At 33.9% G+C, this 13,670-nt stretch carries 9 protein-coding genes; 5 read left to right on the top strand and 4 right to left on the bottom strand.

Translation table 11 applies throughout. The features are described from left to right. Positions 1-4: 4 nt before the first annotated feature. Complete coding sequence (locus OD803_RS09145) at positions 5-6,124, bottom strand: alpha-2-macroglobulin family protein (RefSeq protein WP_262733190.1); 6,120 nt, start codon at positions 6,122-6,124, stop codon at positions 5-7. Positions 6,125-6,305: 181 nt separating this feature from the next. Between OD803_RS09145 and OD803_RS09140 the strand changes: the two genes are divergently transcribed. Further along, on the top strand, positions 6,306-7,046 hold the full coding sequence (locus OD803_RS09140; protein WP_262733189.1) for a tetratricopeptide repeat protein: 741 nt from the start codon (positions 6,306-6,308) through the stop codon (positions 7,044-7,046). Between the two features lie 135 nt (positions 7,047-7,181). After that, complete coding sequence (locus tag OD803_RS09135; RefSeq protein ID WP_262733188.1) at positions 7,182-8,537, top strand: UDP-N-acetylmuramate--L-alanine ligase; 1,356 nt, start codon at positions 7,182-7,184, stop codon at positions 8,535-8,537. 167 nt (positions 8,538-8,704) lie between these two features. On the opposite strand, the gene OD803_RS09130 is transcribed toward OD803_RS09135, so the two are convergent. From OD803_RS09130 to OD803_RS09120, 3 genes are all read right to left on the bottom strand, one after another. Further along, complete coding sequence (locus OD803_RS09130; protein WP_262733187.1) at positions 8,705-9,505, bottom strand: toxin-antitoxin system YwqK family antitoxin; 801 nt, start codon at positions 9,503-9,505, stop codon at positions 8,705-8,707. A gap of 364 nt (positions 9,506-9,869) precedes the next feature. Continuing rightward, the gene (locus OD803_RS09125; protein ID WP_262733186.1) at positions 9,870-10,457 is read right to left on the bottom strand and encodes an FMN-binding negative transcriptional regulator; all 588 of its coding nucleotides are present in this window, start codon (positions 10,455-10,457) and stop codon (positions 9,870-9,872) included. Further along, complete coding sequence (locus OD803_RS09120; RefSeq protein WP_131508119.1) at positions 10,457-10,906, bottom strand: DUF1569 domain-containing protein; 450 nt, start codon at positions 10,904-10,906, stop codon at positions 10,457-10,459. Before OD803_RS09120 ends, OD803_RS09125 begins: the two co-directional genes overlap by 1 nt. A 68-nt stretch (positions 10,907-10,974) precedes the next feature. Between OD803_RS09120 and radC the strand changes: the two genes are divergently transcribed. From radC to OD803_RS09105, 3 genes are read left to right on the top strand one after another with little or no spacing between them, the layout of a single operon-like run. After that, a complete protein-coding gene (gene radC / locus OD803_RS09115; RefSeq protein ID WP_129761455.1) occupies positions 10,975-11,673 on the top strand; it encodes a RadC family protein in 699 nt (232 codons plus the stop codon). Continuing rightward, on the top strand, positions 11,674-12,975 hold the full coding sequence (locus tag OD803_RS09110; protein WP_262733185.1) for a polysaccharide deacetylase family protein: 1,302 nt from the start codon (positions 11,674-11,676) through the stop codon (positions 12,973-12,975). Further along, positions 12,968-13,651: a YjjG family noncanonical pyrimidine nucleotidase gene (locus OD803_RS09105; RefSeq protein WP_332006932.1), complete on the top strand. Its 684-nt coding sequence runs from the start codon at positions 12,968-12,970 to the stop codon at positions 13,649-13,651. The genes OD803_RS09110 and OD803_RS09105 overlap by 8 nt, the downstream gene beginning before the upstream one ends. The last annotated feature ends 19 nt before the right edge of the window (positions 13,652-13,670 follow it).

Here is a 13,670-nt window from a genome sequence, read left to right as displayed (position 1 = left end):
TTATTTAATTATTAACTGAAATTCTCACGCCTTCACTATGGCTACTAAACTCTGGTGCATACATGCTTTGAATGGTTGTGATGCCATTACTCATATCTCCAGAATTGTTTACACGTAAGTCGTATTCAAACACATAAATTCCTTTTGGTAAATAATCAAAGAAGAAATTTGTACTTGCATCTTTAGTCGCTTCATAATAGCCTAATCCATCTTGCCATTTGTACTGCGACATTACATTAACAGGTTCTAATCCTGCTGCTCGCATATCTTTCATGTGAACAAATTCCATAGCACGATCACTACGTAATTCTATACGTACACGAACCAAATCACCAACTTCTAAATGAGTTTCTGAAGTAATTTCTGTAAGCTCTTCACCAGTATCAGTGTTATTCTTTTTAAATAATTTCTTCTGAAGTTTTAAAGGTGTTTCAGCAGAAGTAATCTTATTTAAATCTTCAAAATATTGCCAGTATAAACTTCCCCAAGCAATGCCATTACCTTTTTTGGTGAGTTTTACTTCTGCCATTTCAGGTTTAATTTCGCTAGTGTTCCAAGATGTTTTATAATAACCAGTTCCTGCTTCAACTTTTACAGTTTCTAATTTTGAAGGTTCAACAGGCTCATTACCTAAAACAACATCAACCATTTCGGTAACGCTTAACCAATCGCTGCCTTGTAATAGTAATGCGTAAACTGCTTCGGTAGTTGCTTTTGTGGTTTTCCACTGATTGGTTTGCTTGTTTTTAAGTAACCATATTTTTAGGTTGTCTACAGTTTTAGTGTCATTTTCAATTTCTGAAAACGCTTCAATCAGCAACGCTTGTGTTTCAATAGGTGCTTGATACCAATACCAAGAGCTTGTGTTTTCTTTCCAGTACATACCTAATTCTTCTGAAGTAATACTGTTTTCTTTTAATGACTTTAAGATTTTAGAAGCTGTTTTATTATCTTCCATTCTGTGTGTAATTAAAGCCATTAATCCTTTAGCATACAACGAACGTGACAACCAATATTTTTGTATTTGTGTGTGGTAATATTTGGTAATGTCTTTAACTTCTTTTGATGTTTTAATTTCAGGGAAAAAGCTTCGCATGTACAAATAATGCAATTGAGTATAGCTCAAATGGTCTTTGTCTAAATCTACTTTGCTGTTGTATTTTTTAAGGTCTTTATATTCTTTTACAAATTCAGCATCTAGATATTGAATGGCTTGATGAATCATTGACGTCTCGACTGCGCTCGACGTGACATTAAGATGTTTTAAATGTCCAAAACCAGTAATAATATGCTGCGTAATGTAACGGTTTTCACGTCCGCCTTTAAACCAAGACCAAGCACCATTGCTCATTTGGCTTTGTTGTAATTTGCGTAATGCAGATTGTAATTCGTTGTTCATTTTATTCATGTCAAACAACAAAGCGATACGTTTCTTTTGTTCGGTTTCACTTTGTGCATCGCGTAACCATGGCGTTTCTTGAATAAGAATAGATTTTAATTCTTCATTTTTTTCAAGATTACTGATTAATGCATCTTGAGAAGCCCACTGATTGAAAACCTCTTGTATTCTAGGATTGCCATTTGCGATATGACTTGCCAACGCATTTGCGTAGTAACGACTAAAGGTTTGCTCATTACAATCATACGGATATTCCATAAGGTAAGGCAATGCTTGAACAGCATACCAAGCAGGATTAGAGGTCATCTCTAAAGTAAGCTTATGGTGTTTTAAGGTTGTAGATGCGTTGTTTTTAAGCTTGTCTAGAGTAAATGTTCTGGTTTCGTTACTTTTTATCCACATCGGTAATGTTTCGGTGACTAACATTCTGTTAGTTAGCACAGGTAATGCACTTTGTTCACCATCACTAAAATCACCAGATTTTGCTATAATTTTATATTGAATAGCACTCACATTATCAGGAATGTTTAGCGTCCATGACACTTGGGTGTTACCTTTTGCATCTACTGAAAAGGTCTCGACTGCGCTCGACCTGACAAGTGTTTGTGTGATATCTTTCCCAGAAATAGCATCTGTTAACTCTAATTTAGCTTGTCCTGAAAGCGCTTGTTCAGTAAGATTAGCAATTTTGGTGCTAATGGTAATAACATCACCTTGACGTAAAAAGCGAGGTGCATTTGGTAACACCATTAACTCTTTTTGAGTTACGGTTTCAAAACTGCTTACAGCACTTTGTAGCGTTTTTGTATGTGCTAAAAGCTGCAATTTCCATTTGGTTAAGGCTTCTGGTGTTGTGAAATTAAAACTCACGTTTCCGTTTTCGTCGGTTTGTAACTGCGGAAAGAAAAATGAGGTTTCTTGAAGGTTTTTTCTAATTACTACATCGTCAAATTTAGTAATCTCACTTAATATCATATTTGTTCCACCTATTTCGACTTTTTTATTAGGAACAATTTTGGCTTTTTTCATTAGAAAATAAGCTTCAGAATTTTCTAGGCCCTCTGAGGAACTGAATTTTCCATCTCTTACAAAATAAACAGTGTCAGCTGATGGAGATGCAACAATTTCATCCAATTCCATCTCTTCAGCAGAAAAAGTTCTCATGGATTCTTCTCGTAACTCTAAACCAGCAACTCGTCCTCGTAACATGTGATAGTTACTTCCAAAAGACAATCCAAACCAATTGAGTTGGTCATACTGTTGCTGCTCAAAACGTTTATGAATTAGTGAAGGGTTAAACACTCTAAAACCTTGCGCGCCAAAACTACGAGACGCATTTCGGTTGTGGTTGGAGTAGTAGGTTGGTTGTTGTATTGGGTTAAACGTCCAGTTGTGAGGTTTAAATTGGTCTAAAGAGACATCGTACATGCTTGCCAATAGCTCAGAACTTACTTTTTCACCTTTAGGACCTTTAATTTTAAAACTCCAAGTTTCATCAGCTCCAGGTTGTAGTTTATCTCTAAAAGTTAGAGTTTCTATCTCTAAATCGGTTTTAGGGTATGGTACAGCAATAGGCAATGTTGAACTCACAAAACTGTTGTAAGCTGCAAAGCTATAATGAATAGCAAACCCACCAATATCATCACTAGTTACAGGGATAGTAACAGTTTTTTTAGTGTTGTTTAACGGAATAATAAATGTCTTGATGATGTCTTGGTCTTTCTCAACTTCAAGCGTTACAATAATATCTTCAGCAGCTGAACCTAAAGTGACTAATACATTTTGATTGGCACTATAAGTTGATTTGTCTGTTGTAATACTAAATAGTTGATTGTCTGCCAAGGTTTTGTCTTTATCACTAAACAATGTAGTTTTAGCTTGGTCTTTTACCAATTGACCAAACTTGTCTTCACTTTCTAAAACAATAATGTATTGACCAGATTCCCATTTTTTAATGGTGCCCAGTTTAACCTCTTTTGAGGTTTCGGTATCAAATGATTTGGTCAACACAAGTGTTCCTTTTTCCCAATTATCTGGATTATGTTCGTTACCATAAGCTTCATGTGGAAACTTGCTTGTAAATTCTTCTTTAGAAATAACTTGATAATCTGGTGCATCCCATGTACGCTGTCTTAAAACTCTGTCAGGAGCATTTAATTTATACATTTTAAGCGTTCCTTTAGCAGCAACAAATTCACCATTAAGGTTTTTGGTGTCAATACTAATAGTGTGGTCTTTTTTGTTTTTGTCTAATGTGTCATCAACCAAAATGGAAGCCATTAGTGCATGGTAACCTACGTTAACAATAGTTGTAGCACTGCGTGTTTCACCATTTAAGTCGGTAACATCAGCAGTAATTTCATAATTAAAAACAGGCAAACTGCTTTTATCAACACTTTCATCAGGAAGTGCTTTAAAGGTAATTTCAAATTCACCTTTGCTGTTGGTTATGCTTTCACCATGTGTTATTTCTTGAGGTTCGCTATTAAACCAAGGACGATACCAGTAATACCAATCAGGATATTGCACTTTTCGGTGTACGCGATATACCACTTTAGCATCAGTAATGTTGCTTCCTGCATAAGCTAAAGCTGTTCCTTTTACAGTTACGGAGTCGTTAACTTTGTAGGTTTCGGTAACAGGATTAAACTTTGTTTCAAACTTAGGACGTTTGTATTCTTCAACCGAAATTGAACTTGAAGCATGAATATCGTTGCTGCTAGCTTTTAAATCAAGTGTGTAATTACCTGTAAGTCCGTTGCTAGGTAGTATAAACTCTCCTGAAATAGAACCAAACTCATTGGTTTTTAGGTGTAATTCCTTTACAACTTCATAGTTGGTGTCATACAGTACAACGCTTAATTTTTCATTTGTTAAAACCTCAGATTTTCCATCTTTGGCTTTCATGGCTATACTCTTAAAATAAACGGTTTGTCCTGGTCTGTAAATGCTTCTATCAGTAAATAAAAATGCTCGATAAGTGGTTATGATATCATCTCTCCAACCATAATTTCTTAAATAGAATCCGTTAAAAAAAGCGATTTCGCCTTTGCGTTCAGCATAAATACTGAGGTCATAGAAGAAATCATTTTTATGCTTTTTTAGTTTGAATTCACCATTTTGGTTTGTGGTTAATTCTTCGGTAATGTAACTGCGATTATAGTCTTTTTTATAAGAAATTTTTACGTCCAAACCAGCAATTGGTTGTCCATTTTCTCTTTCAATAATTTGATAAATATGATGGGTTTTGTCTGATTTTTCAACAACTGCCATATCAGTGACCTGAAGGATTTGGGTTGCAAATGTCTTGTCTTCATTATCAACACTTGCAATTATGATATACTGACCATTGTTTAATTTTGGTAAAATCACTTCGGTAGTGTGCAATTGGTAATCATTTTCATTTTTCAATTCTACTTGCCATTGCTCAGTAACTTTTAGTTTGTTGATGTAGTTCAGACGCTCTTCAGCATCATATAATTTGTTATAAGCTGTAGCTTCTGAACTTGTTACTTTATAAGCATTAAACTGCAATTGGTCAATATTTTTATACTTTACCAAAGCTTTGCCATATTGCTGAATTTGTAAAAAGCGTTCAGTAGTAATTTGAAGGTTGCTTTGCAAAATCATGCCTTTAAGAACTTCGCATTTTTCAGCACCTCTACTTTCAGGAAATTTTTGTATTACTGCGTTACAAAGTTCTAAGGCTTCTTTAGTTTTCCATCTCACATCAGCATTTGTCTTAGGTACATACTTGTTACCTTGTTGATAAAGTGTCCAAGCAATGTGGTAACTATATAAAGCTGAGGTTTCATGTGTGTTCCAAAGCTCTTGTGAAGCTTTTAAGGTATCTAGAAGAAGACTTTCGGTATTATCTAAAATGCTTTTTTGAGATACAAACAGTAAACGGTCAATATCTGCGTCTACCAATGCATAAGGTTCTTTATCTTTTACGTGAAATTGTATCAGGTCTTGATAAATTTTGAGCGCATGCAATTGTAACGATGTAGAATCTTTTGATGTAATGTTTAGGTTAGCAAATGTTTTGGCATCACTTAAATAGTTTGCATTGTCAATTTCAAATTGATAAGCAGGTTTGGTAATGCTGTTTTCGTCGGTTTTATAAAACGCTAGTGCATTGTGATTTAAAAGATCAAAAAGTGTTGGTCTGTAACGTTTAGATTCAGTTGCTTTAAGCAAAATATCATCATAGTTTACCAAAGGTGTTTGCTGAAGTATGAGTCCGTTTTTTAAAGAATTTTGATAATGCAGATGAATGTCGTTAAACAAGGTTTGTAAATCCCAAGTCCTAAAATCGGTACTATCCACTTTAGTTTCAGTATGCGTACGGTTGTAGAAAAGGTATCTGTTTTGTTGAAAATATTGCCAATACATTGTGGCAAGCATATTTTCCAATACATTTTTAACAGGTGTTTCGCTAGTGCCAATTTCAGTTTTAAACTCGTTAATAATGTTGAGCTGCGCATCTTCTTCTAGCGTTAAAGCATATTTACTTTTGTAGATAAGTGTTTTAATATTTTGTGGTGCGTTGTTGTCTTTTTTGGCAAGTGTTCTTATTTGCTCCACAACTTCTAAAGCCGATTTTGGTAAACCATCGGTTTCAAACTGACTGACCTTTTTCCAGAGATCGTCATAATTATTGGACTGTGCATGTGTGTGGTTTGCAAAAAGAATTATCATTAAAAGTGCTATAAGTTGTTTCATAAATATGCGTTTTCTTCAAAACTAACTTCAAAATGTATTCCAAAAAACGATGAATTAGTAAAGTATCGTATTGGTTGAGTTAAAGTAGCCATTTTTTAAGAGACTAAGAAACAGAATTAGGTTATAAAAACAATAACATTTGAATTTGAAAGTTTAGATTTGTAGTAGTAATTAAAGACGTATGAAATTATTTTTTGCTTTTCTTTTATTTCCATTGGTACTGATTGGACAGTCAAAAACTGTAGAGCAGATTCATACGCTTTTAGACAATAATCAACTTGAACAAGCAAAAACCTTAGCGCTTAAATATCATAAAGAAAATCCAAACAATCTTGAAGCTATTGAAGTTTTGGGTGATGTTTATGGTTACCAAAAAGATTGGGACAACGCTATAGAGAACTATGAAAAATTGGTTGAAGCTAAACCCAATGTGGCTAATTACCATTACAAGTATGGAGGTGCTCTTGGTATGAAAGCTAAATCGGTTAGTAAGTTTAGAGCGTTAGGCTTAATTGGAGATGTTGAAGACGCATTTTTAACAGCAGCAAATTTAGACGCTAACCACATTGACACTCGTTGGGCTTTGGTGCATTATTATCTAGAGGTTCCTGGCATTATAGGTGGAAGCTCAAAAAAAGCGATGAAGTATGCCAAGGAACTCTTTGCCATTTCTCCAGTTGATGGATATTTGGCAATGGGTCATGTGCATGAAGACGAAAAAGAATATGGACCAGCTGAAAGCAATTATAAAAATGCAGTGAGAGTAGGAGGTTCTATTAAGTGCTACACGCATTTAATTGATTTGTATGAAAAGCGAGAAAATTATGAGTTGGTAATAAAAACTATTGACGAAGCCTATGCGAGTCTTAAAGATGAAAGTTTGTTAACTCGTAAAGCTAAACTTGAAAGCAAGCGACCTTAACCCAAGCTTGAAAAATATAGAAAAACTTGTGACTTCAAACTTCGGTCTTCCAGCATCAATTAGTATATTTACTTTTTAATTTAATCCTGTGTTAACAGGAATTTCTCGAAGTAACATTTCGAATTATTTTTTACTATGAACGTACATTTTATAGCTATAGGTGGTGCAGCTATGCACAATTTGGCCATTGCATTGCATAACAAAGGTTATCAAGTAACAGGAAGCGACGATACTATTTTTGATCCTTCAAAAACTCGTTTGGAAAACAAAGGTTTGTTACCAGAAGCTTTTGGTTGGTTTCCTGAAAAAATCACAGCAGATTTAGATGCAGTCGTTTTAGGTATGCATGCCAAAGCTGATAATCCGGAGTTGCTTAAAGCTCAAGAATTAGGCTTAAAAATTTATAGCTATCCAGAGTTTTTGTACGAACAGTCAAAAGAAAAAACACGTGTTGTTATTGGTGGAAGCCATGGTAAAACTACCATTACATCTATGATTTTGCACGTGATGCATTATCACGATCGTGATGTCGATTATATGGTTGGTGCACAACTTGAAGGGTTTGATGTTATGGTAAAACTCACAGATGACAACGATTTTATCGTGTTAGAAGGTGATGAATATTTAAGTTCACCAATAGACAGACGACCAAAGTTTCACTTGTACAAACCTAACATTGCCTTGTTAAGTGGTATTGCTTGGGATCATATTAATGTGTTTCCAACCTATGAAAACTATGTAGAGCAGTTCAGCATTTTTGTTGATAGTATTGTTCGCGGTGGAAGTGTGACATATAATGCTGAAGATACCGAAGTTGCTAGAGTAGTAGAAGCTAGTGAAAATACCATACGTAAGCTACCATATTACACACCAGAATATACGGTTGAAGATGGCGAAACCCTATTAGAAACTCCTGAAGGTCCTTTACCTATTGAAGTATTTGGAAAGCACAATTTAAACAATCTTGCAGGAGCTAAATGGGTTTGCCAACACATGGGAATTGACGAAGACGATTTTTACGAAGCTATTGCAACTTTTAAAGGAGCTAGCAAGCGTTTGGAGAAAATAGCTGAAAGCGCAACCAGTGTTGCTTACAAAGATTTTGCGCACTCGCCAAGTAAGGTAGAAGCCACAGCAAAAGCGGTTAAAGAGCAGTACAAAAACAGAACGCTAGTTGCGTGTTTAGAACTGCATACCTATTCTAGTTTAAATGCTGAATTTTTAAAAGAATACAAAGGTGCTTTAGATGCTGCTGATGTTGCAGTGGTGTTTTATAGCCCGCATGCTGTGGAAATTAAAAAGCTAGATGCAGTAACACACGAGCAAATTGCCAAAGCGTTTGAGCGTGATGACTTAATTATTTACACCAACCCTGACGATTTTAAAAACTACTTATTCTCTCAAGATTTTAAAGACAAGGCCTTGTTGTTAATGAGTTCTGGGAATTATGGAGGATTGGATTTTGATGCCATTAAAGGATTGATTGGGTAGTTTGTCATTCCGTACTGAGATGCGGAATCTTCTTTGTTTCTTTGGGTTTTGAATCTCTCGAAGCTTCGGGACAGAATAACAAAGATTTTTAGGTTTTATGAGGTTAAAGGTTTTCCGAGAGGAAAATTAGAAGTAAATAAATTGTTTAGGTTGAAAATATACATTTTTTAGTGAATAATGGAGTCAATAGGCTGACCTAAATCATAATTTACTGTTTTTATTAGTCTTCCATATTTGTTATAGAATTTAAAACTTCCATTATAATATCCACTTTTTGCAATTCCTTCAAGTTTTTTATATCCGTTTTCATGATAAACCGTTACATTACCATGATGTTTACCATTAATCTTTTCGGAAACTTCTTGAATAGTTCCATTTTCGTGATAAATTGTAATATTTGATTTATTACCATTAAAAGAAGCTTTAGCATTTAGATTTCCATTAGGATAATAGTTAATTTCTATGCCGCTTTTAGACATAGTAACAGTATCTAAATCAAAAAACTGTAAAAGTTTTAATTGACCACTTTCATAATAACTTTTACAAGTGTCTATAAGTTTCCCTTTCCAATAAGTTCGAGCTGATTCCACATTACCATTTTGATAATATTTAATCATTGGACCATGAAATTCTCCGTTTTTAAGAGTGTTCAGCTCTTTCAAATTTCCATTTTCATAATAATGTAGAGCTTTTCCATTATGAATTCCATTTGTAATGTTTACTGAACTTTCAAGGTTTCCATTCTTCCAATAATCTTTTCTCATTCCCATTAAAGTATCATTGACATAATGTACAATTTGTTTGAGAGATCCATCTTTTCTATAAAATTTCCATTTTCCTTGTGACATATTATTCTCTATTAATCCTTCAGATTGAATTAATCCTACATTAGAATGATATTGAGTGTAATATCCATTTTCATAAAATTCACTTTCGATAGAATCAGAACGATATTTACATGTTCTCATTAATTTATCTTTTTTGTTGAAGAATTTTAATATTCTGTTGGGAAAACTGTCAATGACTTCTAATTCTGCGTATCTGTTTCCATTAGGAAAAAAGTAGGTTGAGTGTGATTTTGGTAATTTTATTTTTAATTGAGGATCAATTTTTAGCCATTCCCCTTTTTTTCCATTTTCTTGATAGAAGACGAAGTTTTCATTTCGGTATTTTTCGTTATGAATATCATCCTTGCAGGAAGAGAAGGTTATTAAGATTATAATAAAATGTTTTATTTTCAATTTTGCAGTCTATTTTTTTTAATGCTCAGTAAATATTGTTCTTTAAGTAAATTGCATCCAATTTTAACGAATTTCTATTATTTAATTCAAACTAAAAAATTGAATCCAAAAACGCTTTAATGTTATTCTGACTTCGTTTAATCAGTTCGTCTTTAGCCAATTCAAAATCTTTTTTATTTCGGTTTTGGGAGAGTTTAAACTTGCCTTCCCAAGCAGTAATTGTAATTTTAAAACCCTTTACATAAGGCAGGTATGCATCCATTTTAGGGTTGTCAGGTTCTAGTACATACGTGTTATCAGGTTCAAGAAACTCGGTCATTGCAATCATGCTTTGCTTTATGGCTTCAGGATTATCAATTTCGGCAACCGTTCCTTTAAGATGTACTTTTACATAATTCCAGGTTGGGAGTTGTTCAGTACTGTAAATACTTGGCGATATGTAACATTCAGGTCCAGAAAAAATAACCGTTACAGCTTGGTTATTTTTAAGTAGTTTGGCTTGCGGATTAAACATATCTAAATGGCCAATAAGGGATTCGTCTTTGTAAATCAAAGGTAAATGCGTTATCAAAGGTTCATTGTTTTTCACCGAAATAAGCGTCGCCAAAGGATACTGTTGCATCACAGCAATCATGTGTGCTTTATTGTCATCCTGATGTATTTTTGGAGGATAGGTCATTACACACCAAATTGTTTTAAATGATGGTCAAGATGCTTATACTGCATTTGTCCCCATTGTTCTGAATTAAACTTACCAAACATAGGGTGTTCAGGCCATTGGGTTTGCGTTTTTTTAGCGTGAAACTTATCAATTTCAGTGAGTAACTTCGATTTTTCAGGAGCAAATTCAGTATCAGTCGTAACCACAAATTCTTTAGCTGTTGGTAATCCTTGTTTCCAAGGTTTATCGTTGTATAATGAGGATTTAAACATTGAAAACAACGCACGTTTAAAGGCATTTGGTCTTTCAAGTTTTAACTCGCCTACAGCAACCTGTAACGGAAACTGGCAGTGTGTTAACATTTGAGAGACATTCATTTTTCCCCATTGTGGTTTGTGAGTTGGTGATAGTTGTTCTAAACGAGATTTTATTTCTGTAACTGCGTCTTCTGAAAACAATGATTTCATAATAAGTTTTTAAAAGGTTGAATGGATAAAAAATTGCTTCTGAAAGTTACAATATTTATCTTTATGCTATGCAGGAGAAACCCACTTCATTTTCTATAAAGCATTGGAGTCAAGACGACCAACCTAGAGAAAAGCTTCGCGATAAAGGTAAAGCAACGTTAAGCGATGCTGAATTGGTAGCTATATTGATAGGTTCAGGAAATAAAGAAGAAAGTGCTGTAGAGTTGTCTAAACGTATTTTGGCTAGCGTTGGCAATAACTTAAACGAACTTGGAAAACTATCACTCAAACAGTTGATGGATTTTAAAGGTATTGGCGAAGCTAAAGCCATTACTATTGCAGCTGCTATGGAATTGGGACGACGACGTAGAGGAGAAGAAGCACTAGAAAGAAAGAAAATTACCTCAAGTATTTCGGTATTTGAACTGATGCAACCTGTTATTGGTGAGTTGCCACATGAGGAGTTTTGGATTGTGTATTTAAACAATTCTAATAAAGTGATTCAAAAGCAACAATTAAGTAAAGGTGGCATTACAGGAACTCTAGTAGATGTGCGTTTGGTGATGAAAAATGCATTAGAGCTTGGTGCTACAGGACTTATTTTAGCGCACAATCATCCTTCAGGAACATTAAAACCTAGTGAAGCCGATAAGCAACTTACCCAAAAACTGAAATATGCAGGAGAGAGTTTGGATATAAAAGTGTTAGACCACTTAATTATTACCGAAAAAGCATACTTTAGCTTTGCAGATGAAAATATCTTATAAGTGCTATTAGTTTTCACCCATAAAATAACACCAAGGTTAAGCTATGCTTTTAAGCATATATGCACAAGAATTTTAGGTGTTCCAGTAAGTTTTACCACAACTATTGAAGAGTTTATAGCTCATGAAAGCTTAAAGATTTCGTATGCTAAACAACCGTTGAGCAATGAGATTTTTATAAGAAGTCATGAGCTGCTGTTTGAACAAGGACTCAACGATGTTGAAATACATGTTCACGATTGGGACACTACTAAAGCATTTTTTAGCACTTCAGAAAAGAGTAGTTTGCCTTATGATATTTTTGCAGCAACTTTTTATCTGTTAAGTCGCTATGAAGAATATTTGCCACATGTAAAAGATGAGTACGGACGCTTTTTAGCAAAAGAAAGTTTAGCCTTTAAAAACGGATTTTTACACCAACCTGTAATTGATATTTGGGCATATAAATTTAAAAGTGTGTTGCAAGCTCAATTTCCAGATTTTGAATTTCCAAAGAAGTCGTATTCCATTCAGCCAGTTATTGATGTTCCAATGGCATACTACTTTAGGCAAAAAGGATTGCTACGAACCATTGGCGGAACTTTAGGCGATTTGTTTAGGTTTAAATTCAGGCAGTTTTATCAACGCTATTTAGTGCTTTTTGGATTTCAAAGAGACCCTTATGATACGTTTAAATGGATTATCACTAAGCAAAAACAAACCAAGTTTAAGTTTGTTGTCTTTTTCTTGATAGGCGATTATTCAACCTATGACAAGAATATTAATGTTAATAGAAAGCAGTTTGTATCGTTGATAAAATCGGTTTCTGATTATTGCAAAGTAGGACTCAAAGCCTCTTATTTTGCATTGGAAGATATTGAAGTGTTGAAAAAGGAAAAGAAAAAAATGGAATCTATTGTCAATTATGGTTTAGAGGTTTCAAGACATTCGTTTTCTAAATTGAACTTACCAGAATCTTACAGAAACCTTATTGAGCTTGAGGTAAAACAGGATTTCACAATGGGTTATATTAACGAACTAGGTTTTAGAGCAGGAACTTGTACACCTTTTCAGTTTTACGATTTAGACTACGAAGTGCAAACACCTTTGCAAATCAATGCATTTCATTGTATAGATTATGCGTTGCTAAAAAGGCAGTCTTTTTTAGATAAAAAGCAAGAACTAGAACGTTTAATACAACAGGTGAAGCAAGTAAATGGAACCTTTACACCTGTATTTCATAATTATACCTTTGGCGATGATGTACGTTGGAAAGGATTTAGAGATTTATTTGGTGTAATTTTAGATTCAGTAGATGATGAATAGTATACGACATGTATTTTTTGACCTAGACCATACACTTTGGGACTTTGATAAAAACTCAGCGTTGACTTTTGAAAAAATTTTTAAAATACACAATGTTGAGGTTGAAATTGACCGTTTTTTAAAAGTGTATGAGCCTATTAATTTAAGCTATTGGAAGCTTTACCGTGAAGAACGAATAGATAAGGAAAACCTAAGGTATAAAAGACTAAAGGATAGTTTTGATAGTATTGAACATACTATTGAAGATGAAGTTATCAATAAACTATCAGTGGATTATATTGAATACTTAACCTCTTTCAACCACTTGTTTCATGATACTTTAGATATTTTAAACTATTTAAAACCAAGGTATAAATTACATATTATAACTAACGGATTTCAAGAAGCTCAAGAAAAAAAGATGAAAGCATCTAATATTCTTCATTATTTTGAAACTGTTACAAACTCTGAAATGGTAGGTGTAAAAAAACCAAACCCATTAATTTTCAATTTTGCTTTGGATCAAGCTAAGGCAAAACCAAATGAAAGTATTATGATAGGAGATAACTATGAAGCCGATATTCTTGGTGCTTTAGATGTTGGGTTAGAAGCCATTTTATATAACATCCACAAACTAAAACCTGAGGCAAACATTAAAGAAGTTGATACATTATTACAATTAAAAAACTATCTTTAACTATTGTATATAAATATTG

The organism is Gaetbulibacter sp. NE, from assembly GCF_025548475.1.
Classification (GTDB): Bacteria; Bacteroidota; Bacteroidia; order Flavobacteriales; family Flavobacteriaceae; genus Gaetbulibacter_B; species Gaetbulibacter_B jejuensis.
This window is presented reverse-complemented; position numbering and strand designations above follow the sequence as displayed.